We start from the raw sequence: 20,994 nt of genomic DNA on the forward strand, positions 1-20,994 counted from the left end.
GAGTACTTCGCCCTTACAAGCCTTCCGGCTGGTCCTCGAGGACGAACGAAGCTGCAATCAGGTCATCGCCGCTGATGCGGCCACTGCCGCCAACCATGATGGATGCGACTTTCTGAAAGGTCTTCATGTCGGCCTCTGTTATGCGCGCATCGCGCATTCTCGCCCTGAGCGAACCCAGGCGGGCATCGAGGGCTGGCGATGTCTCGACGTCATCGATCATCTTCGATCATCCTGGAGCGCAATGTTAAATCCGCAGCCCGCCGCCATGGTCGGCGGCGGGCTGCAGCTATTCGATCAGTCGTAGACCTTCACAATTTTCCGGGTGCCGGGGTCGACCAGGACGGTGCGGTTGTCGACCACGACATAGCGGTATTTGACGTTGGGAACTTCGTGCAGCTCGACCGTATCAGGCAAGGCACTGCCGACGTTCAGCTCCACGCCCGGGATCTTCACCGAAGCCAGCGGCTGCTTTTTCACATATTCGCGGACGACCGTATCCTGCTCCGGTGTGATGACGACATCCTGAGCTGCGGCGCCGCCGACGCCAGCCAAAAGCAACAAGCCTGCAGCGGCACTTGCAAAGTGGATTTTCATGGTTTTCTCCTCGCGTAATCCGGCGACGGCACCACGCCTGTTCGCCGGGGGACCGAACTTGAGATCAGCCAGATTGTTCCTATGACTTCAGTCCGCGGCGAACCAGACCAAAGTCGGATATCAGCTAAGACCCAAGTCCCGAGGCGGAACGTTCAAGCGGGGCAGGCGTTTCCCAAATGCAACTAAATAAAACAGGAGAGGAACACATGGCCGACGGCCCAACTGTTGTTAATTCTGGTGGTGGGGGCGGCACTGCGATTGCTGTTGTTCTTGCACTTATTGCAGTCGTAGTATTGCTTATTTTTACCGGCGTCATCAATATCCGCGGCGACGGCGGCAAGGATATCAACGTCAAGGTTGAAGCGCCAAAGGTGGAAGCTCCGGCTGCACCCGCAAAGCCTGCGGCACCTGCCCCAGCCCCTGCGAGTGGCGGCTGATCTGCTCGTATCCACGCTTCCGAACTGACCTATGAAAAGGAAATTCCCATGACCAGATATTTCGTCAGCGCCGCCGGCGCCCTCGTCCTTATGGCGGGCATCGGCACCTCGTTTGCCGAGGACGTTATTGTTCTCAAGCCCGAACAACAGACGGTCGTTCGCGAATATATCCATAAGCAGAAGCTGGCATCAGTCAGTTTGCTCGGCGTCGAACTCAACGTCGGCACGGCACTTCCCGACACTGTCGAGCTCCACGCAATCGACGTTCCGGATGTCCGCTACAAGTATACGGTTGTCGGAGATCATGCGGTTCTCGTCGATCCCGACACGCGCAAGGTCGTGCAGATCATCGAGTAACGCGCGAGCCCGCCGCGCCGATCAGGCGGGGCGGGCTTTGGCTGCGCTGTGAAGGCTCTACGGGCAGCCGTTTTCTGAACGGGAGGATGTCTGATGTTTAGCGACAAGGAAACTTGGGTCCTGGAAGCTGCCTTACTCGCAGCAATTCCAATTTGCGTAGCCGTCACCGCACTCGTGGCATTTTTGACCGCGGCCTGGATATGAACCGCTTCCTCTTTGTGATGGGCGACTTTCTATCCCGGCCACCGGGCTTCTATGTCCTTCTTGTAGCCATGCTGCTCTGTACTGCGTTGGTGCCATTCGGCCTGACCAATGTGGTCACCTACGCATTGTCGGTAGCGGCCATCGTGATCACCGGCGTTGTGCTGATCCAGGGTTACCGCGACACGGCCGCCATCCACGCCAAGCTTGATGAGATTATCGTTTCGCTGAATGAGACCAGAAACGATGTCGTCGGCTTGGAGCATGCCGAGCCGGAGGAGATTCGGGAGAAGCTCCAGACACTCGAAGAAGAAGCAATGAAAGCGGTTCGCCCGCCGCATTGACCCTCCGCTGGACTATCTGTCATCCATCAACAAAAAAGCCCGGAAACCGGGCTTTTTTGCTTCGCGTCTAAATCATTTCGGACTTATCCGAAACGGGAATTTGGTGCCCAGAAGAGGACTCGAACCTCCACTCCTTGCGGAACACGGACCTGAACCGTGCGCGTCTACCAATTCCGCCATCTGGGCTGGTGCGGGCTCATGTAAGCGGGCAAACGATATGTGTCAACGCGCTTTTTCGAGGGCCGCTGCCTGCCGGCTTAGTTTCCCGGGGGTCAGCGCCGCCCCTCACCTGCCTGCCGGCATCCTCTCCCCGTACAGTGACGGGGAGAGGGGCGCTCTCATCGATGATTTTCGCCGGTCACCTGCGTCACACGAAGAGCGCCGAGGCTGCGGCCAGCCCTTTCTCCCCGTCACTACACCGGGAGAACTGCCCGGCAGGGCAATGAGGGGCAGCGCCGACTCGGCGAATGAGTTGGCCGAAAACCTCACCCCTCCAGCACGTCCTTCGACGCCACGGTGGAATCGGCGTTGAGCTCGTAGATCACCGGCACGCCGGTGCCGAGCTCGAGCTTGACGATCTCCTCGCCGCTCTTGCCGTCCAGCGCCATGATCAGCGCGCGCAGCGAATTGCCATGCGCGGCGACCAGCACGGTGCCGCCTTTCAGAACATGCGACTGCATGTCGTGCAGGTAATAGGGCCAGACGCGGGCGCCGGTGTCCTTCAGGCTTTCGCCGCCGGGCGGCGGCACGTCGTAGGAGCGGCGCCAGATGTGCACCTGCTCCTCGCCCCACTTCTGGCGCGCGTCGTCCTTGTTGAGGCCGGAGAGATCGCCATAGTCGCGCTCGTTCAGCGCCTGGTCGCGGATCGTCTTCAAATCGCTCTGGCCGACCGCGTCGAGAATGTGCTGGCAGGTCTTCTGCGCCCGGATCAGCGCCGAGGTGAAGGCAAGGTCGAATTTCAAGCCGCGTGCCTTGAGCTTCTGGCCGGCTTCCTTGGCCTCCTTGTGGCCCTGCTCGGTAAGGTCGACATCGCGCCAGCCGGTGAACAGGTTCTTCAGGTTCCATTCGCTCTGGCCGTGGCGCACGAGCACGAGAGTTCCCGACATGTTTGCTCCTTCAAAATTATGGATAGTTTAGCTCAAGCCGAGCACGTCCCGCATGGAATAAAGTCCGGGCTTTTTACCGCGCGCCCAGAGCGCGGCCTTGACCGCGCCGCGGGCAAAGATGGCGCGGTCCTCGGCATGGTGCGACAGCGTGATGCGCTCGCCGGTCCCGGCCAGGATGACGCTGTGGTCGCCGACCACCGAGCCACCGCGCAAGCTGGCAAAGCCGATCGTTCCTGGCTTGCGCACGCCGGTATGGCCGTCGCGTGACCGCACATCGTTGCCGGCAAGGGAAATGCCGCGTCCCGCCGCCGCCGCTTCGCCGAGCAGCAAGGCGGTGCCCGAGGGCGCGTCGACCTTGTGCTTGTGATGCATTTCGAGGATCTCGATGTCGAAATCCTCTGGACCGAGCGCGCGCGCGGCCTGCTCGACCAGCACCGCCAGAAGATTGACGCCGAGGCTCATATTGCCGGATTTGACGATCGTCGCGTGGCGCGCCGCGGCCTCGATCCTGGCGTCGTCTTCCGCCGAGCAGCCGGTGGTGCCGATGACATGGGCAATGCGTGCCTGCGCGGCATAGCCTGCGAATTCGACGGTGGCTGCCGGCATGGTGAAATCGAGCACGCCGTCGGCCTTGGCGAACACCGGCAGCGGATCGTCGCCGATCGTCACATTGATGATGCCGATGCCGGCAAGCTCGCCCGCATCCCTGCCGAGATAGGGCGATCCGGTTCGTTCGACCGCGCCGACGACGCGGGCGCCGGGGATCGAATGGATGGCGCGGATCAGCGTCTGGCCCATGCGGCCGGCCGCCCCCACCACCACCAGGCCCATTTCGCTGGATTCGCTCATGCTGTTCTCCCCACCGCCTTCTTGGCGCGGCTGCGCCGGACCGGAGTTTGGACGGGCTTCGAGTCGTCGACAAGCCCCAGTCCGTTCTTGCCTTGAATGCGGTGGAAGCGGGCGTAGACACTGTTTGGATCGGCCATCAGTGCGGCATGGGTGCCTTCCTCGACCAGGCGCCCCTCTTCAAGCACGATAATGTGGTCGGCGTTGACGACCGTCGACAGGCGATGCGCTATCACGATGGTGGTGCGCCCTTCCATCACATGGGTCAGCGCCTCCTGGACGCGCGCCTCGGCCTCGTTGTCGAGCGCCGAGGTCGCTTCGTCGAGCAAAAGGATCGGCGCGTTGCGCACGATCGCCCGCGCAATCGAGACGCGCTGGCGCTGGCCGCCGGAAAGTGTCGAGCCGCCCTCGCCGACGGGCGTGTCGTAGCCCTGCGGCTGCTGACGGATGAACTCGTCGGCCGCCGCCAGCACCGCCGCCCGCTCGATCTCGGCGTCGGTCGCCGAAAGTCGGCCAAAACGGATGTTGTCGCGTATGCTGCCTTCGAACAGATAGGGCGCCTGCGAGACATAGGCGATCGAGCCGCGCAGCGAGTGCTTGGTGACTTTGGAAATGTCCTGGCCATCGATCTCGATCGAACCCTTGTCGACATCGTAGAAGCGCTGCAGCAGCGCCACGAGCGTCGTCTTGCCGGCACCCGAGGCCCCGACCACCGCCGTAACCTTGCCGGCCGCGGCGGTGAAACTCAGGTTCCTGATCACCGGCATGTCGGCGCTGTAGCCGAACGTCACATTGTCGAAGCGAACCTCGCCGGTGGTGATCCTGGCTTCGACCGCGTCGGGCGCATCGCCCTGTTTAGGCTCCAGGTCGAGCAGCTCGTAAATCATCCGGGCGTTGACCAGGGCACGTTCCATACCGACCTGCGTACGAGCCAGGCGCCGTGCCGGATCGTAGGCCATGATCAGCGCGGTGATGAAGGAAAACACCGCGCCTGGTGGTTGTCCGAGCACCAGCGCCCGGTAGCCGGAATAGGCAAGGACGGAGGTAATGGCGAGACCGCCCAAAATCTCGGAAATCGGCGACAGCCGCTCCGCGACCCGGGCGATCTTGTTGTTACGTTGCTCGGCCGTATCGGCCATGATGCCGATCCGGCGCGCCAGCTCGGCTTCCAGGGTGAAGGCCTTGACGATGGCGATGCCTTGCGTGGCCTCCTGTACGGACCCGTTCAGCCGCGAGTTGATCAGCACCGATTCCCGGTTGATGCGCCGCAATCGGCGGGTGATGTAGACGACGGCCCAGATCAGCGGCGGCCCGATCAGCAGCGAGCTGAGCGACAACACCGGATCCTGGTAGATCATGACGCCGACGAGGGCGATCAGCGAGACCGCGTCGCGGCTGATGGAGGTCAGCGTCAGCGACAGCAGATCGCGAACGCCGCCGACATTCTCGTTGACCTGTGCCGCCAGCCGACCGGAACGCGTATCGTTGAAGAAGTCGACGCCGAGCTTCATCAGGTGGTCGAAGCTGCGCTTCTGGTAGCGGGCGACCAGATTGTTGCCGATCTTGGCCAACGCGACCGCCTGGCCGTAACCGGCGAAGCCGCGCAGCACGGAGGCGGCCATGAACCCGGCGCAGATCCAGACGATCATGTCGCCGCGTCGTTCGTAGAAGATCTCGTTGATCATCGGGGCCATGATCCACGCCGTGAAGGCGGTGGTGGCGGAAACAATCAGCAGGCAGCCGACGGCAACGACATAGGTCCAGCGATATTCACTACCGTTTTCGGCCAGGATGCGGCGCAGCACCGCAGTGACCTCAGCTGGCTGGACTTTCAGTTTGAGTGGACTTTGAGCGGTCAAATCGCGGGCGCTTCGTGGTTTGCTAGAGCATGATGCCGAGAAGTGTGAAGCGGTTTTCGGACGACATCATGCTCTATCTCTTTGATTTAGAGCCGGATGATTTCAGGTCGATTCGATCTGAAATCAACCGGCATCTAGGGATGCCAGGCTGGAATTCGGCCCCCTCTTAGCGCCCCGGCTACGGCTTGCCTATGGCGAAACTTCGTCGCGGCTCGAGGTCAGGATCACGAAAGCGGCAGCCATTTCCAGGAACAGACCCATGTTCGGGACGAAATGGATTACGTGCGCCAGCGCCGCCCCGCGGTCTGGACGCCGAACAGCGACGGGTTGCGGGCATAGGCGGCAAGGCCCAGAAGCGCTGCCAGCGGGTGGGTGATGACATAGACCGGCATCGAGGCCATCAGCGCGCTGTGCGGCGCTTTGTCCTCGAAGGCGGCACGGAAATTGCCTTCCTTCAGTGCCGGAACGATCTTTTGCGCGATGCCGCCGGTCAAAAACACGCCGCCGCGGCTCATGAACACCAGCGCGAGGTCGCCGGCGGTGCGGCCGAGGCAGGTGACGAACAGCGCCAGCGCTTCCTCGGCAACCGGGTCGGTCTTGGCCAGCGCCGCCCCGGTGATTTCGGCCGGCGTGGTGAACGGCGCCGGCTTGCCGTCGGCCTTGGCGACCGCCCGGTAGACATTGACCAGACCGCGCCCGCACAGGATCTGCTCGCCCGAAATGCGGCCGTCCAGCTTTTCGATATGCGGGAACACCTCGAAATCGCGCGGCGTCCGCGGACCGATATCCATGTGGCCGCCTTCGCCAGGCACCGGGATCCAGTGGTGGAGGGCATGAACCAACCCGGCGACGCCGAGGCCGGTGCCGGGGCCGAGCACGACGCGTCCGGCATTCTCCTCCGGCGTGCCGCCGCCGATCTTTTCCATATGCTCTTCGCCGAGCGCCACGACGGCCAGCGCCTGCGCCTCGAAATCGTTGAGCACGACGATGTCGCCCAGGCCCAGATTGGCAAACATCTGCTTCGGCTTCACCACCCAGGGACAGTTGGTAAGCGGGATCTCGTCGCCATCGACTGGTCCGGCGATCGCCAGCACTGCCGAATTCGGCCGGATGGACGACCGGTCGAGCACCGCCGCCTGGATCGCCTCGTCTATGGTGGCGAAATTGGCGGTTTGCACGATATGCGGCTCACCGGCTTCCGAATTTGCGTCGAGCACGATCGAAAAGCGCGCATTGGTGCCGCCGATGTCGCCGATCAGCACTGGAAACCGCAACGCGGTGTCGTCGTCGCCTGACATGCTCTTGCTCGTCCCCTTTGCGGCGCCGTTGCGACCGTTTCAATCGCCCGGTTTTTCAATCGCCCGGTTTTTCAATCGCCCGGTTTTTCAATCGCCCGGTGTTCAATCGCCCGGTGTTCAATCGCCCGGTGTTCAATCGATTGACTAGCGCATGGCCCCGGAAAGGGAAAGCGTCAGTTCGCCATCACTGTCCGACGTTTGCCGGCGGCCGTCGCCTTGGCAGGGGAATGCCGATCTCCGGCGTGGCGGTGAATGCGTTGGCTGCGTTTGGCAACCCGCCCGCATTGCCCGCAATAGGCGGAGGCGCGTCGGGTTCCGGCGCCCTGGCGGCGATCGGCACGCCGCCGCCGCGATAGGTGACGGCTTCGGCCGAGTCGGCATCGGGCTGGTCGAGCACGAACTGGCATTGTTTCGGCAGGTTCGCCATTGTCATCAGGTCGCGCGCCGTGGGCGCGTCCGGGTTCTTGTTGGGCCGCCACGGCTCCTCGGTAAACCACCAGGCCAGCGGCTTGCCGCAGCCGTCATCGTCGGGCGTCGCTTCCTGCCCCTTGCAGTTGGGCGAGCCCGGCTGGCAGCCGATGCGGATGTGGAAATGATAGTCATGGCCCCAGAACGGCCGGATTTTTCTCAGCCAGGTACGGTCGCCGGTGACGGTGTCGCACAGCTTCTTCTTGATGCCTGGATTGACCAGGATGCGCTCGACTTCCGGATAGCTCGCGGCGCGCTTCAACAGCTTGGTATGTATCGGCTTCCACAGCCTGTCCTTCACCAGATGCGTCTTGTCGTCGACCATCAGCGTGGCGCTGATGTTTTCGCGCTCCTGGGTGGTGAGCTTGCGGTCGGGCATCGGCGTCAGCCAGATGTCGGCGTCGAGGCCGATCTGGTGCGAGGCGTGCCCGGTCAGCATCGGCCCGCCGCGCGGCTGAGAGATGTCGCCGATCAGAAGCCCCGGCCAGCCGTCGGCGGCGGCATCGCGCGACAGTTTCTCGATCAGCGCAATCATCGTTGGATGACCCCAGCGCCGGTTGCGCGAGGGACGCATCACCTCCCAGTTCTGGCCGTCCATCGGAATGGCGACGCCGCCAGTGAAGCAGCCCTTTGAATAGAAGCCGAAGGATTGCGCCGCAGCCACCGCCGGCAGCTTCTTGGCGCCGAACAGGTCTTTTGCCCGTGGCTCGGCCGTGATTGCGCCCGCCACCAGCCCGGCCAGCGCCACGATCGCCAGCGCCGCCGTCAGGAACGGCCGTCTGCCGGTCAAGGATCGCATCGAAATCGTCATGAACCCCACTGCAAAAGTCCGCAACACAATCGAATCATATCACCCTCGGGCTCGCGTTTCGATTATCTACCTTCATCGGGCTGCGCGGCTCGCCGTCGCGCCAGCTGCCGTCGGCCCACATCCGATCGAACGCCTGGCGGTAGTCCGGATAGCGGAACCGGTAGCCCGCTGCCTTGATCGCGGCGTTGGCGACGCGCTTGTTCTCGCCATAGAAGGACCGCGCCATGGGCGAAAGTTGGGCGGTCTCGAAAGGAATCTCCGGCGGCGGCTCGACGCCCATCAGCGAAGCGGCATAGGTGACGACATCCTGCGGCGGCGCCGGCTCGTCATCGGTGATGTTGAAAATGCCGCCTCTATTGCCACCGATGAGGTGCCAGAGCGCGCCGGCGATGTCGTCGCAATGGATGCGGTTGAACACCTGGTCGGGCTTGACCAGCCGCCTGGCCGTGCCGTTTTCCAGATTGACCAGCGCGTTGCGACCCGGCCCGTAAATGCCGGAAAGCCGCAGGATGGCCACCGGCTTGCCGGTCTCGAGTCCAAGCTGCAGCCAGCCCCGCTCGGCCGCCACTCGCATCGACGAGCGTTTCGACACCGGCCGGCATTCGGCCGTTTCATCGACCCAGGCACCGTCATAATTGCCATAGACGCCGACGGTCGAGAGATAGCCGATCCAGCGAAGCGCCGGCATCGCCTCGATCGCCTTGCGCGCGGCGAGAAGCACAGGGTCGCCGGCCTCCTCCGGGGCTACGGAGATGACAAGATGGGTGGTGGTCTCCAGCGTTTCGCCGATTTCAGGTGTCAGGGCGCCGTGAAACAGCAGCGGCGCGATGCCGGCCTGACGCAATGCCTCGAATTTCTCGGCCGAGCGCGTGGTGCCGAAGATCGTAATCGCCTCCGCATTGGCCCGTGCAAAGGCTTTGCCCGAATAGCCGGCGCCGAAGATAAAAACCTGTTTTTCGCTCATGCGTGCGCCTCAATTGGCAATACGGACAGCCATTCGCCCCGCACTGTCGTGTCGGTTTCAGTGTTCGAGTAGATCGCCGCCTGCCTGTTGAATTCGGCGGCCGGCACCAGCCGCGACAGCGCCCAGATCGCCGCGCCGCGCACCAGCGGCGAGGCATCGCCAAGCAGATCGCGCACCGGGCCGGCCAGCGAAACATCGCCGGAATTGCCGGCGGCAACCAGCACATTGCGGACAAAGCGGTCGCGGCCGATGCGCTTGATCGGCGAGCCGGAGAAAAAGGTCCGGAACGCCGTGTCGTCTAGCTGCAACAGCTCGCCCAGCGGCGGCTCGCGCAGTTCGTCGCGGGCAGCAAGCTTGGCTTCCGAAGCGGCGCGGGCAAACTTGTTCCACGGGCAGGCGGCAAGGCAATCGTCGCAGCCATAGATGCGGTTGCCGATCTTTTCGCGGAATTCTTGCGGGATCGGCCCCTTGTTCTCGATGGTCAGGTAGGAGATGCAGCGCCGGGCATCGAGCCGATAGGGCGCCGGAAAGGCATCGGTCGGGCAGGCGTCGAGACAGGCGCGGCAGGAACCGCAATGGTCTACCTCGGTCGCATCGGGCGTGAGCTCAGCCGTGGTGAAGATGGTGCCGAGAAATAGCCAGGAGCCGTGCTCGCGGCTGACCAGATTGGTGTGCTTGCCTTGCCAGCCGAGCCCGGCGGCCTCAGCCAGCGGCTTTTCCATAACCGGGGCCGTATCGACGAAAACCTTCACGTCGCCGCCGGCCCGCGCCACGATCTTGCCGGCGATCTCCTTCAGCCGGCCTTTCATCACCTCGTGATAGTCGCGGTTTTGCGCATAGACCGAGATCGCACCGAGATCGCGCCTTGCCTGCAGCGCACGCGGATCGTGGTCGGGGCCGTAATTCATTGCCAGCACGATGATCGAGCGCACCTCGGGCCACAGCGTCGAAGGCTCGCTGCGGCGTTGGAGCGTCTCCGCAATCCACGCCATCGAACCGTGAAAACCATCGGCGACGAACTCGGCCAATCTGGCCGGTGCCAGCGGGATCGCATCGGGCGTGGTGACGGCAACCGCATCGAAGCCTGCGCGCCGCGCCTCGGCGTCGACCAGCGCGCGCAGGGTTTGGCTTCTAGAAGTCGAGGTCCGCATAATGCGACACCGGCGACAGGCCGCGCACTCGGTCGGTGAGCAGCGGCCGGAAGGACGGCCGCGATTTCACCCGCGTGTACCATTCGCGCGCCGCGGCATGCTCGCGCCAATCGATCTCGCCGAGATAATCCAGCACCGACAGCGTCGCGGCCGCCGCCAGGTCGGCATAGGTGACCTTGCTGCCGGCCAGCCAATGACGGGTGCCGGCCAGCCAGTTGGTGTACTTCATGTGCTGGCGAATGTTGGCGCGCGCCGCGCGGATCGCCGCCGAATCGGGGGAACCGCCGCCCGCCGCTTCCGGCATCACCGGCTTCAGCACGCGCTCGCGCACCAGATGCCGGGTCACTTCGCTCTCGGCCTTGTTGAGATACCAGTCGGTCAGGCGGCGGATTTCGGCGCGCTGCATCGGGTCTTCCGCAAACAGGCGCTTGTCGCGCTTCAGGACACCACGTGTTTCGTCGAGATATTCAGCGATCACCATGGCGCCGACGATCGGCACGTCGCCTTCGGCCAGCAGGATAGGCAAGGTGCCGGCGGGGTTCAGCGCCAAAAACTCCTTGCGCCGCGTCCACGGTTTTTCCTCGATCAGCGCCAGCTCCTCGCCATATTCGCCGAAGGCGAGGCGCACGAAGCGGCAGGTGGCGAACATCGGGTGATGGAAAAGCGTCAGCATGATTCCGCGATATTAAGGCGCACTGGCGAATCGCCGTCCGCACCGGTAAGTGTTGGCGGCCCGTCATGCGGCCGTCACGGTGCTGCGACCTATAGGGGGACTTCCGCGCCGTGACAAGCAAGCCCTTTTGCCAGCCGTTTCCTTCCGTCCCTTGAATGCCGAGGTTGCCATGGATAGCCACACCATCGTCGAAGCCCTGCTGCTCGGCCTGCTGGAGGGGCTGACCGAGTTCATCCCGGTCTCCTCGACCGGCCATATCCTGCTCGCCGGCCATTTCCTCGGCTTCCATTCCACCGGCAAGGCCTTCGAGATCCTGATACAGCTCGGCGCCATCCTGGCGATCCTCAGCGTCTATTTCCGCCGCCTGTGGCAGATGCTGCTCGACCTGCCGCATGACCGGCTGACGCGGCATTTCGTCATCGGCATCCTGATCGCCTTCCTGCCGGCGGCCATCATCGGCGCGCTGGCGCATGATTTCATCAAGACGGTGCTGTTCGAATCGCCAAGGCTGATCTGCATCATGCTGATCGTCGGCGGCGTCGTGCTCTTGGTCGTCGACCGCATGAAGCTGCAGCCGGTCTACCGCGATGTCGAGCGCTTCCCGACAAGGCTTTACCTGCAGATCGGCCTGTTCCAGTGCCTGTCGCTGATCCCCGGGACGTCGCGCTCCGGTTCGACCATCGTCGGCGCGCTGCTGCTGGGCGTCGACAAGCGCGCGGCGGCGGAATTCTCCTTCTTCCTCGCCATCCCGACCATGGTCGGCGCCTTCGCCTTCGATCTGTTCAAGAACCGCAACGTGCTGAGCAGCGCCGACCTGCCGATCATCGCCATCGGCTTCATCGCCGCCTTTGTTACCGCGCTGATCGTCGTGCGCTTCCTGCTCGATTACGTCTCGCGCAACGGCTATTCGCTGTTCGGCTGGTGGCGCCTGGTGGTGGGAGCGGTTGGGTTGGTGGCGCTTTTCATTTGGGGGTGAGCTTTACCCTCCCCCTTGTGGTGGGGAGGGTCGATCCGCAAAGCGGATCGGGGTGGGGGCGCCACACCCCCGCCCCGTTTCGCCAACGACGAGTCGCGTTGCTTGCTCACCGACCCTCCCCACAAGGGGGAGGGTAAAGGCCGCTAACTCCTCCCATAAAACGCGTTCTCGACATGCACCGGCCAGCGCCAGGGCAGCACCGCGATCATGTCGAAGCGCATTGACAATCTGCCGTAGTCCGGCTGCCGCGACAGCCAGATGTCGGCGGCGCCTTCGATGCGGCGCTCCGATTGGTGGCCGATCGCCTCCATCGCTTCCATCAGCGTGCGCCGCGCCTTGACTTCGACGAACAGCACCAGGTCGCCGCGCCTGGCGATCAGGTCGATCTCGCCGAAGCGGGTGCGATGCCGGCGGGCGAGGATGCGATAACCTTTCAGCATCAGCGCCGCTGCCGCCAGCCACTCGCCGCGATGGCCGCGCCGATAGGCTTTTTGGCGGCTGGCGGCCGGGCGCTCAGCCACCTTCGCCTTCTCCAACCGCATCCCTGAGTTCCAGCAGCCGCCGGTAAAGCGCCTGCTTCTGCCCGCCAGTCATCTTCGCCGCCTCCGCCGCCGCCTTGGACGCCGGCATTTCGGCGGCCAGCGACAGCAGCAGCCTGTCGATGTCGGCGGGTTGGTCGGGCTTGATCTCGGCGGGCCCGACGCAGATGACGATCTCGCCCTTCGGCGTGTCAGCCGCCGCATAGTGGTCGGCCAGCGCCTGCAGCGTTCCCGTCCGCATCTCTTCAAAAGTCTTGGTCAGCTCGCGGCCGATGGCGGCCTTGCGCGCGCCGCCCAACGCCTCGACCATGGCGACCAGCGTTTCGGCCAGCCGACGCGGCGACTCGAAGAAGATCAGCGTTGCCGGCACCGCCCTGAACGTTTCGAGCTTTGTCAGCCGCTGCCCAGATTTCACCGGCAGAAACCCGGCAAACAGGAAGGCGTCGGACGGCAGGCCCGACGCCGTCAGCGCCGCCAGCGGCGCCGATGGGCCGGGGATCGGCACCACGCGCAGGCCGCGCTCCAGCGCTTCGCCGACCAGCCGGTAGCCTGGGTCGGAGATCAGCGGCGTGCCGGCATCCGAAATCAGCGCCACGCTCTGCCCGGCCTCGAGTGCCGCGATCAGCTTCGGTCCGGCCTCGCCGGCATTGTGTTCATGATAGGCCGTGGTGCGGCGGCGGATGCCGTAGCGGTCGAGCAGCACGCGCGAGACGCGGGTGTCCTCGCAGGCGACGACGTCGGCGGCCGCCAGCGTTTCCAGCGCGCGCAGCGTGATGTCGGAGAGATTGCCGATCGGCGTCGCCACCAGATACAGCGCCGGCGCCAGCGGCCGGACTGCGATCTCGGTCTGCCCGATCACATAGCTGCGTTTCTCGCCGGTCACCGGGTCTCTCCATTTCGCCCTGTTTGGCATGGCGCGCGCCGGGTTGCAAAACTCCCGAACGTCGGGCCAAACCTGACGCCGATGTAACCCGGCGGCCATGTCTTTGCCACAGTGGGGAACGAAAGCGTGGCTGGCGGATTGAATACCTGAGTCTCTTGAGGAGGAGGACAGGATGGACAGCCTGGAATTGCAGGACGTTTTCGAGCCCTATTATGCCGAGCGCAAGCGCTTCACTGCGCGAAAGGGCAAGCGTGCGCTCGCCGAAAGCGACACCGGCCTGGCCAGTCGGACGGCCACCGCCTTGCCGACGAATGTCAGGCTTTCGGACAACAAACCGGACAGCACGACGGAGCACTGACCGTACGATGCCCAATCGTTTCGATATCTTCATCACCCGTCTTGAAACGAAGAGCGCCCGCGAAGGCGCGCCGCCGCATCCGATGAACGACCAGAACAGCGTCCGCCGGGACAAGAGCGACGCCAAGCCGGCCCGGACCGGAGAGGCGCATGCCGAGAAACACCGCGGCAAGCGCCGCTTCAAGCACGACGCTTGACCTTCGCGATTGGCGAGGACCACCCTCACTTCGTCATCACGGGCGAGCAAGGAGCGAAGCGACGCGGCGCAGACTCGAGGATGACGAACGCGTGGTTGCGAAGCCCCCATAGTTCAATCGAGATATCGCGAAGCCCGTGCCTTCAGAAGGTCGATCAACTCCGGATCCATGGATCCGTAGTCATCCGGGATGTCGAGGCAGATGACGCGGGCCTTCTTCAGGCTCTCCTTGAATTCTTCTGCAGCTTGGTGCGGTGCGCTTTTTCCATCACGAAGACGATGTCGGCCCAGGCGACCAGTTCATGCGTCAGCGGCGTGTCTGCATCGTGATTGGTGCCGGCCGACTCGACCTCGATATCCCTACGTTTGGAGAACACCTGCTCGGCGGTCGGGCTGCGCAAGCGGTTCTGGCTGCAGACGAACAGGACGTTCTTCACCGACTACTCATCCCAGATCTTACGCAGATTTTTGCTGAGAGGGATGTACTGATCAAATGTGAGTCCATTCAGATCAAACTCGAGCAACTCATCCTTGGCGATTCCGCGAAGCTTGTTTCCAATATATGTTATGAAACTGAGGACAACGCTGAATTCGCTCAAGTGGGTCAATTTTAGTTTCGATGTGACCGTTGCGTTCCTGATGAAAATCGCCTGAGCCTCAAAGAGGTCGTCTTGCTCTGGAGATCTCAAGATTTCGGTCAATCCAAACTCGAACACATCATCCGTGTTCAATGTCATCAAGGTCTCGTGGATCAGGAACGTCATCGCAGGAGTCACCTCGGATGCGGCGCTGGCACGCCAGCGGTTCAACAAGTCGACTTTCTAACATCCTTGCTCAAGCCGATAAATCGTCCAACAGCCCGGCCATTTGCCCTGTGGGCTCACCGCGCCAAATCCGCCACCACGGCATCGAGCACGATCATGCCGGCTGGCGTGGCGCGTAGCCTGGCATTGCCGATCGGCGCCACCAGCCCCTCATCCTGCAGCACGGTCAGCCGGGCGCTCGACAGGCCGCGCCCGGAAAACGCCTCGTAGCGGGAAAGGTCGATGCCTTCGGCCAACCTCAGCCCCATCAGCAGGAACTCGTCGGCCTCTTCGGAGCGCGTCAGGATCTCGCCGCCGGTGACGCCATGGCCCCTGGCCTCCACCAGATTGGCCCAGGTCTCCGGCATCCGCTCGGCGATCGTCACGGTGCGGTGGCCGTTCTCGATAAAGCGGCCATGCGCGCCCGGTCCGACGCCGACATATTCGCCATAGCGCCAATAGGTCAGATTGTGCCGGCTCTCGGCGCCCGGCCTGGCGTGGTTGGAAATCTCATAGGCCGGCAGGCCATGCGCTGCGGTGATCTCCTGCGTCAGCGCATAGAGATCGGCGGCCCGGTCATTATCGGGGATGATGAATTTGTTCGCCGCATGAAGGGCATGGAACGGCGTGCCTTCCTCGATGGTCAGCTGGTAGAGCGACAGATGGTCGGCGGCATGGCCGATCGCCTGTTCGAGCTCCGCCTGCCAGTCATCCAGCGTCTGGCCGGGGCGGGCGTAGATCAGGTCGAAGGAAAGTCTTGGGAATATGTCCCGTGCCAGGCCAATTGCATGCAGCGCCTCGTCGACATTGTGCAGCCGGCCGAGGAAGCGCAGATCCTTGTCGTTCAGCGCCTGCACGCCGAGCGACACACGGTTGACGCCGGCGGCGCGGTAGCCGCGAAATCGCTCGGCCTCGACCGAGGACGGATTGGCTTCCAGCGTCACCTCGATGCCGTCGGGCACCGTCCAGTTCTTCGCCACGGCGTCCAGCACCGCCGCCACCGTCTGCGGCTGCATCAGCGACGGTGTGCCGCCGCCGAGAAAGATACTGGTCACTTCGCGCGGCCCGGTCCGCTCGCTCATGGTCTTCAGCTCGTTCTCGAAGGCGCGGGCAAAGCGCTCCTGGTCGACCGGCTGGTGACGGACATGGCTGTTGAAGTCGCAATACGGGCATTTGGCGGCGCAGAACGGCCAATGGATGTAGACCCCGAAGCCCGGGCTGCGGTCCAGCGACATTAAGCTGAGCCTAACCTGGCGCGGGCGAATTTCTGGAAGGCGCGGGCGCGGTGCGACAGCGCCGTCGGCTGACCGGGCTTCCAGCCGTGTTTTTCCTCAGCGCTCATCTCGCCGAACGTCTTGTCGAAACCGTCGGGCAAAAACACCGGGTCGTAGCCGAAGCCCAGTTCGCCGCGCGGCGGCCACACCAGCGTTCCCTCAGCTTCGCCGCGATAATATTCAGCCTCGCCATTGGGGAAGGCCAGGCAGATGACGGCGACGAACCGCCCCTTGCGCTGCGCTGGCTTGGCGGCGCCGACCTCCTGCAAGGCCACTTCGGTGCGCTGCATGGCCATCCCGAAGTCGCGGCTGCCATCGGGAGCTTCGGCCCAATTGGCGGTGTAGACGCCGGGGGCGCCGTCGAGCGCGTCGACGCACAGGCCCGAATCGTCCGACAGCGCCGGCAGGCCGGTCGCCTTAGCCGCGGCGAAGGCCTTGATGTAGGCGTTTTCCTCGAAGGTGGTGCCGGTCTCCTCCGGTTCCGGCAGGCCGTAGTCCTTGGCCGACTTCGCCTCGAAGCCGAACGGACCCATCAAATCGGCGAATTCGCGCAGCTTGCCTTCATTGTGGCTGGCAACGACGATCTTCTTTCCATCGAGAGAATGCATCAAAGGCCCCAGATCCTTGGCTCGGCGAATTCGATCGAATTGCCCGAGGGGTCGCGTATGTAGATCGAGCGCCCGCCCTGCGGCCATTCGAATTCGCTTTCGATGGCGATGTTTTTCGCCTCAAGTTGCGCCTTCCACTGTGCGAGTTCATCCTCACTTGCGGCAAAGCAGAGATGGCCCTCGCCGACCGTGCCATGCGGCGGCACTTTCAGCCGCGCGTCGGGCGCCGGCGGGATTTTGGTGGCTTCGGCGTTGAAGATGAGCAGCACGCCCGGGCCGCAGCGGAAGAAGAGATGGCGGCCGTCGACCTTGCCGAGGAGAGGGAGGCCGAGGACGTTGGAGTAGAAGGCTTCGGCAGCGGCGAGATCCGTGACGTAAAGCGCTGACTCAAGAATAGCGGAGGGTTGCATCAGGCACCCCCCTCTGCCCTGCCGGGCATCCCCCCCGCAAGGGGGGAGATTGGCAGTTCCGCTGGCGGCGTCTCAACGTTGATGGTTGGCGAAAACGGTAGCGACCTCTGATCTCCCCCCTTGCGGGGGAGATGGCCGGCAGGCCAGAGGGGGGTGTGAAGGATCGCCGACGTCATCACGTTAAATTCAATCAAGCCACAGCCATCTGCTGCAAGCTCACCAGCCGCTGAATGCCCTTCTTGGCAAGGCCCATCAGCTCCGCGAACTGCCCTTCCGAGAAAGGCTCGCCCTCGGCGGTGCCCTGGATCTCGACGATGCCGCCCTTGCCGGTCATGACGAAATTGGCGTCGGTGCCGGCAGATGAATCCTCGATGTAGTCGAGGTCGATGACCGGCTGGCCGTCATGGATGCCGCAGGAAATTGCCGCGACATGGTCCTTCAGCACCTTGGCAACACTGGCCATCTGCCGCGCTTCCATCCAGCGCAGGCAATCGTAGAGCGCCACCCAGCCGCCGGTGATCGAGGCCGTGCGGGTGCCGCCATCGGCCTGGATGACGTCGCAGTCGACGGTGATCTGCTGTTCGCCCAGTGCCTGCAGGTCGACAACGGCGCGCAAGGAGCGGCCGATCAGCCGCTGGATTTCCAGCGTGCGGCCGCCTTGCTTGCCGGCCGAGGCTTCACGGCGCATGCGCTCGCCGGTCGAACGCGGCAGCATGCCGTATTCCGCCGTCACCCAGCCCTTGCCGGAATTGCGCATCCAGCCCGGCACCTTTTCCTCCAGGCTCGCCGTGCACAACACATGCGTGTCGCCGAATTTCACCAGGCACGAGCCCTCGGCGTGTTTGGAGACGCCGCGCTCGAAGGAGATGGCGCGCATTTCGTCGGCTTGGCGTTTGGAAGGGCGCATCGAGGCCTCTTTCTGTTCTTTTTACGGTTGCGTCGGCGGCTTGTAGACGCATGCAGCCCATGGCGCAAAGGAAAAGGCCCCATATAGACGCCGGGTTGCGCGGGAGCGATGGAAGTCTATATCCTTGGGCCGGAGGTTTTTGGCTCGAATGACCAAGGCAGTCACCGAACCCAGTCTGCTGGCGCCCGCGCTGCAATCGCTCGACATGCGTTCGCGCGACATTTTTAGGCGCATCGTCGAATCCTATTTGAAGGACGGTGAGCCTGTGGGATCGCGCAGCCTGTCGCGCATCCTGCCGTCGTCGCTGTCGCCGGCCACCATCCGCAACGTGATGAGCGACCTCGAGCATCTCGGCCTGATCTATGCCCCGCACATCTCGGCCGGGCGCCTGCCGACTCAGACCGGCCTGCGATTCTTCGTCGATGCCTTCATGGAGCTTGGCGATCTCTCCGACGAGGAACGCCGGGTCATCGAGGCGCAGGTGCGCGCCTCCGGCTCGGGCGCGACGCTGGAACACATGCTGACCGAGGCCAGCCAGATGCTGTCGGGCATGTCGCGCGGCGCCGGCCTGGTGCTCGCCACCAAGAACGAGGTGGCGCTGAAGCACATCGAGTTCATCCAGCTCGAGCCGACCAAGGCGCTGGCGGTGATGGTGTCGCAGAATGGCGATGTCGAGAACCGCGTCGTCGACCTGCCGGCCGGCATCACCGTGTCGCAGCTGCACGAGGCCTCCAACTTCCTCAACGCCAATATCAGGGGCCGCACGCTCGCCGAGGCGCGCATCGAGATCGCCCGTATCAAGGACGAGACCCGGGCAGCGCTGGACACGTTGTCGCAGGACCTGGTCGAGAAAGGCCTGGCGGTGTGGGCCGGCGCCGACAGCGGCCTGCCGGCGCGCCTTATCGTGCGCGGCCGCGCCAATTTGCTCGAAAACGTCACCGCCCAGGCCGATATCGAATTGCTGCGCCACCTGTTCGAGGATCTGGAGACGCAGGACGGGCTGATCCAGCTGCTCGACCTCGCCGAGGACGGCCCCGGCGTGCGGATCTTCATCGGCTCGGAAAACAAGCTGTTCTCGCTCTCCGGCTCGTCGCTGGTCGTGGCACCTTACCGCGACAAGGACGCCCGCGTCGTCGGCGCGCTCGGCGTCATCGGCCCGACCAGGCTGAATTATGCCCGCATCGTGCCGATGGTCGACTACACGGCCCAATTGATTACCCGGATGTTAAGATAATTCCGAAGCCGGGATCACCGTAAAGGAGGGCGCAGAATGGCGCTTGAATCGTTCAAGGCCCAGATCAGCATGCTGCTCGAAGAAATGGTCAACCAGCCGGAGGACGAGCACGAAATCCAGGAGCAGCTGCGCGAAAAACTGCGCGAAATGCGCGCCATGGGCTTGCCGCTGCCGGAAGATCTCGTCGCATTGGAAAAGCGTCTCGACGACGATCTGGACGTCGAAGAGGAAAGTTGAGCGGTTCTCTCGTCGAATCTGCGCGCGCACGCTTCTCTTTTGCGGCGGCCGCACAATATCTCCCTTGTCGTGACGCGCCGACCGGCGCGAGTTCGAGGAGAACAGCATGATCCGGATTGCCGGCTTCGCAGGCCTTGCCCTGCTTCTGGCCACCAGCGCCTTCGCCCAGCAGGCTGATCAACTGCTGCTGACCGGCAAGGACGCTTTCGGCGACTGGAAGGCCGACAAGCCAGGTGTGCGCCGGCTGATTAGGCCGGATGATCTGAAAAGACCCAACATCACCGGATCCGCCTCCAACAGCGCCGGCCTCGGCGATCGGCCCGAGGGCGCGAAGCCCGTCCTGCCGCCTGGGTTTTCGGCCGAACTGGTTGCTTCCGGCATTTCCAATCCGCGGGTCGTGCGCGTGGCGCCGAACGGCGACCTGTTCGTCGCCGACAGTGACGCCAACCAGATCCGCGTCTATCGGCTGGCCAAGGGTAGCGCGAAGCCGGCCGAAGAGGGCATTTTTGCCGACAATCTAAACCAGCCCTATGGCATCGCCTTCTACCCGCCTGGCGACAAGCCGCAATGGGTCTACGTCGCCAACAACGACAGCGTGGTCCGCTACGCCTATCGCGACGGCGACCTTAAAGCCTCCGGCGAACCGGAGACGATTGTCTCCGACATCCCTACCGGCGGCCACTGGACCCGCGATATCGCCTTCTCGCCGGACGGGAAGACGCTGTATCTCTCGGTCGGCTCCGGATCGAACGTCGCGGAGGGCATGCAGAAGGCACCGAAGGGCGGCCTTGACGCCTGGGCAAAATCACAGCCACTCGGCGCCACCTGGGGTTCCGAGGATGGCCGTGCCGACGTGCTGGCCTTCGGCCCCGACGGCAAGAATGGCCGCATCCTCGCTACCGGCCTGCGCAATTGCTCGGGCATGACCGTGCAGCCGGCCACCGGCGCGCTGTGGTGTGTCGTCAACGAGCGCGACGGTCTCGGCGACGATGTGCCGTTCGAATATGCCACCTCAGTCAAGGACGGCGCCTTCTATGGCTGGCCCTGGTATTATATCGGCGCCAACGAGGACCCGCGTCACGAGGGCGCGCGCCCAGACCTCGCCGGCTCGGTCACCGTGCCCGACGTGCTGATGCAGGCGCATTCGGCGCCGCTCAACATCGCCTTCTATGACGGCGGCAATTTCCCGGCAGAGTACAAGGGTGACGCCTTCGTCGCCCTGCACGGCTCCTGGAACCGTGGTATGAGGACCGGCTACAAGGTGGTGCGGCTGAGATTCAGCGACGGCAAGCCGACCGGCGAGTACCAGGATTTCATCACCGGCTTCGTCCTCTCCGACGACGCCGTCTGGGGCCGGCCGGTCGGCGTCGCGGTGGCCAAGGACGGCGCGCTTATCGTCACCGAGGATGGCAACGGCACCATCTGGCGCATCACCCATGTCGATGGCCCATCCTGAGCCGG

Annotated in this window: 26 protein-coding genes, 1 tRNA gene and 1 pseudogene; 9 read left to right on the forward strand and 19 right to left on the reverse strand. The window is 63.8% G+C overall.

What is annotated here, in order from left to right; all coding sequences use genetic code 11:
- Nucleotides 1-13: 13 nt before the first annotated feature.
- Both NKI88_RS26280 and NKI88_RS26285 read right to left on the reverse strand, forming a co-directional pair.
- Complete coding sequence (locus NKI88_RS26280) at nt 14-220, reverse strand: hypothetical protein (RefSeq protein WP_023698078.1); 207 nt, start codon at nt 218-220, stop codon at nt 14-16.
- A 74-nt stretch (nt 221-294) separates the two neighbouring features.
- Nucleotides 295-594, reverse strand: coding sequence for a DUF1236 domain-containing protein (locus tag NKI88_RS26285; protein ID WP_023698077.1), 300 nt, complete (start codon nt 592-594; stop codon nt 295-297).
- 206 nt (nt 595-800) lie between these two features.
- Between NKI88_RS26285 and NKI88_RS26290 the strand changes: the two genes are divergently transcribed.
- The 3 genes from NKI88_RS26290 (at nt 801) to NKI88_RS26300 (ending at nt 1,933) form a co-directional block, all read left to right on the forward strand.
- Nucleotides 801-1,031: a hypothetical protein gene (locus tag NKI88_RS26290; protein WP_033001362.1), complete on the forward strand. Its 231-nt coding sequence runs from the start codon at nt 801-803 to the stop codon at nt 1,029-1,031.
- Nucleotides 1,032-1,079: 48 nt separating this feature from the next.
- On the forward strand, nt 1,080-1,388 hold the full coding sequence (locus tag NKI88_RS26295) for a DUF1236 domain-containing protein (RefSeq protein ID WP_023672071.1): 309 nt from the start codon (nt 1,080-1,082) through the stop codon (nt 1,386-1,388).
- A 200-nt stretch (nt 1,389-1,588) separates the two neighbouring features.
- Nucleotides 1,589-1,933: a low affinity iron permease family protein gene (locus NKI88_RS26300; protein ID WP_023672069.1), complete on the forward strand. Its 345-nt coding sequence runs from the start codon at nt 1,589-1,591 to the stop codon at nt 1,931-1,933.
- A gap of 101 nt (nt 1,934-2,034) precedes the next feature.
- On the opposite strand, the gene NKI88_RS26305 is transcribed toward NKI88_RS26300, so the two are convergent.
- The 9 genes from NKI88_RS26305 to NKI88_RS26345 form a co-directional block, all read right to left on the reverse strand.
- Nucleotides 2,035-2,119, reverse strand: a tRNA-Leu gene (locus NKI88_RS26305).
- A gap of 299 nt (nt 2,120-2,418) precedes the next feature.
- Complete coding sequence (locus NKI88_RS26310) at nt 2,419-3,039, reverse strand: 2,3-bisphosphoglycerate-dependent phosphoglycerate mutase (protein ID WP_352658319.1); 621 nt, start codon at nt 3,037-3,039, stop codon at nt 2,419-2,421.
- A 27-nt stretch (nt 3,040-3,066) separates the two neighbouring features.
- The gene (gene dapB / locus NKI88_RS26315) at nt 3,067-3,888 is read right to left on the reverse strand and encodes a 4-hydroxy-tetrahydrodipicolinate reductase (protein WP_023726737.1); all 822 of its coding nucleotides are present in this window, start codon (nt 3,886-3,888) and stop codon (nt 3,067-3,069) included.
- Nucleotides 3,885-5,744 (reverse strand): ABC transporter ATP-binding protein, encoded by a 1,860-nt coding sequence (locus NKI88_RS26320; RefSeq protein WP_023681221.1) that lies wholly within the window; start codon nt 5,742-5,744, stop codon nt 3,885-3,887. Before NKI88_RS26320 ends, dapB begins: the two co-directional genes overlap by 4 nt.
- A gap of 278 nt (nt 5,745-6,022) precedes the next feature.
- Nucleotides 6,023-7,042 carry a glucokinase gene (locus tag NKI88_RS26325; RefSeq protein ID WP_023834552.1) on the reverse strand — a complete coding sequence of 340 codons (1,020 nt, stop codon included), beginning with the start codon at nt 7,040-7,042 and terminating at the stop codon, nt 6,023-6,025.
- Between the two features lie 184 nt (nt 7,043-7,226).
- Nucleotides 7,227-8,309 carry a penicillin-insensitive murein endopeptidase gene (gene mepA / locus NKI88_RS26330; RefSeq protein ID WP_502909493.1) on the reverse strand — a complete coding sequence of 361 codons (1,083 nt, stop codon included), beginning with the start codon at nt 8,307-8,309 and terminating at the stop codon, nt 7,227-7,229.
- Nucleotides 8,310-8,355: 46 nt separating this feature from the next.
- Nucleotides 8,356-9,285, reverse strand: coding sequence for an SDR family oxidoreductase (locus NKI88_RS26335; RefSeq protein WP_023710340.1), 930 nt, complete (start codon nt 9,283-9,285; stop codon nt 8,356-8,358).
- Entirely contained in the window at nt 9,282-10,436 is a 1,155-nt protein-coding gene (gene queG / locus NKI88_RS26340; protein ID WP_352658323.1) for a tRNA epoxyqueuosine(34) reductase QueG, read from the reverse strand. The genes NKI88_RS26335 and queG overlap by 4 nt, the downstream gene beginning before the upstream one ends.
- A complete protein-coding gene (locus NKI88_RS26345; protein WP_023822350.1) occupies nt 10,417-11,109 on the reverse strand; it encodes a glutathione S-transferase family protein in 693 nt (230 codons plus the stop codon). The genes queG and NKI88_RS26345 overlap by 20 nt, the downstream gene beginning before the upstream one ends.
- Nucleotides 11,110-11,278: 169 nt before the next feature.
- On the opposite strand from NKI88_RS26345, the gene NKI88_RS26350 reads away from it, so the two are divergent.
- Nucleotides 11,279-12,085 carry an undecaprenyl-diphosphate phosphatase gene (locus tag NKI88_RS26350; RefSeq protein WP_023692943.1) on the forward strand — a complete coding sequence of 269 codons (807 nt, stop codon included), beginning with the start codon at nt 11,279-11,281 and terminating at the stop codon, nt 12,083-12,085.
- Between the two features lie 143 nt (nt 12,086-12,228).
- On the opposite strand, the gene NKI88_RS26355 is transcribed toward NKI88_RS26350, so the two are convergent.
- A complete protein-coding gene (locus NKI88_RS26355; RefSeq protein ID WP_023692944.1) occupies nt 12,229-12,606 on the reverse strand; it encodes a YraN family protein in 378 nt (125 codons plus the stop codon).
- Nucleotides 12,599-13,507, reverse strand: coding sequence for a 16S rRNA (cytidine(1402)-2'-O)-methyltransferase (gene rsmI / locus NKI88_RS26360; protein WP_023672060.1), 909 nt, complete (start codon nt 13,505-13,507; stop codon nt 12,599-12,601). The genes NKI88_RS26355 and rsmI overlap by 8 nt, the downstream gene beginning before the upstream one ends.
- Nucleotides 13,508-13,679: 172 nt before the next feature.
- On the opposite strand from rsmI, the gene NKI88_RS26365 reads away from it, so the two are divergent.
- Together NKI88_RS26365 and NKI88_RS26370 are read left to right on the forward strand one after the other, a co-directional pair.
- Nucleotides 13,680-13,865: a hypothetical protein gene (locus NKI88_RS26365; protein ID WP_023672059.1), complete on the forward strand. Its 186-nt coding sequence runs from the start codon at nt 13,680-13,682 to the stop codon at nt 13,863-13,865.
- A gap of 7 nt (nt 13,866-13,872) precedes the next feature.
- Nucleotides 13,873-14,061 carry a hypothetical protein gene (locus tag NKI88_RS26370; RefSeq protein WP_023672058.1) on the forward strand — a complete coding sequence of 63 codons (189 nt, stop codon included), beginning with the start codon at nt 13,873-13,875 and terminating at the stop codon, nt 14,059-14,061.
- Between the two features lie 113 nt (nt 14,062-14,174).
- On the opposite strand, the pseudogene NKI88_RS26375 reads toward NKI88_RS26370, so the two are convergent.
- The 6 genes and pseudogenes from NKI88_RS26375 to rph form a co-directional block, all read right to left on the reverse strand.
- Nucleotides 14,175-14,497: pseudogene (locus tag NKI88_RS26375) on the reverse strand (low molecular weight protein tyrosine phosphatase family protein).
- A 3-nt stretch (nt 14,498-14,500) separates the two neighbouring features.
- Nucleotides 14,501-14,869, reverse strand: a complete 369-nt coding sequence (locus NKI88_RS26380) for a hypothetical protein (protein WP_155923877.1) — start codon at nt 14,867-14,869, stop codon at nt 14,501-14,503.
- Nucleotides 14,870-14,940: 71 nt separating this feature from the next.
- Entirely contained in the window at nt 14,941-16,098 is a 1,158-nt protein-coding gene (gene hemW / locus NKI88_RS26385) for a radical SAM family heme chaperone HemW (RefSeq protein ID WP_023681230.1), read from the reverse strand.
- Nucleotides 16,098-16,745: an RdgB/HAM1 family non-canonical purine NTP pyrophosphatase gene (gene rdgB / locus NKI88_RS26390; protein ID WP_023692946.1), complete on the reverse strand. Its 648-nt coding sequence runs from the start codon at nt 16,743-16,745 to the stop codon at nt 16,098-16,100. Before rdgB ends, hemW begins: the two co-directional genes overlap by 1 nt.
- Nucleotides 16,745-17,155, reverse strand: coding sequence for a VOC family protein (locus NKI88_RS26395; RefSeq protein ID WP_023692947.1), 411 nt, complete (start codon nt 17,153-17,155; stop codon nt 16,745-16,747). Before NKI88_RS26395 ends, rdgB begins: the two co-directional genes overlap by 1 nt.
- Before the next feature lie 190 nt (nt 17,156-17,345).
- A complete protein-coding gene (gene rph / locus NKI88_RS26400; protein WP_023672052.1) occupies nt 17,346-18,062 on the reverse strand; it encodes a ribonuclease PH in 717 nt (238 codons plus the stop codon).
- A 148-nt stretch (nt 18,063-18,210) separates the two neighbouring features.
- Between rph and hrcA the strand changes: the two genes are divergently transcribed.
- The 3 genes from hrcA (at nt 18,211) to NKI88_RS26415 (ending at nt 20,989) form a co-directional block, all read left to right on the forward strand.
- Nucleotides 18,211-19,296, forward strand: a complete 1,086-nt coding sequence (hrcA, locus tag NKI88_RS26405) for a heat-inducible transcriptional repressor HrcA (RefSeq protein WP_023805846.1) — start codon at nt 18,211-18,213, stop codon at nt 19,294-19,296.
- Between the two features lie 36 nt (nt 19,297-19,332).
- On the forward strand, nt 19,333-19,533 hold the full coding sequence (locus tag NKI88_RS26410; protein WP_023672050.1) for a hypothetical protein: 201 nt from the start codon (nt 19,333-19,335) through the stop codon (nt 19,531-19,533).
- 106 nt (nt 19,534-19,639) lie between these two features.
- Nucleotides 19,640-20,989: a PQQ-dependent sugar dehydrogenase gene (locus tag NKI88_RS26415; RefSeq protein WP_023692949.1), complete on the forward strand. Its 1,350-nt coding sequence runs from the start codon at nt 19,640-19,642 to the stop codon at nt 20,987-20,989.
- Nucleotides 20,990-20,994 lie beyond the last annotated feature (5 nt).

The sequence above is a fragment of the Mesorhizobium sp. M0317 genome (assembly GCF_040321555.1).
Taxonomy (GTDB): domain Bacteria; phylum Pseudomonadota; class Alphaproteobacteria; order Rhizobiales; family Rhizobiaceae; genus Mesorhizobium.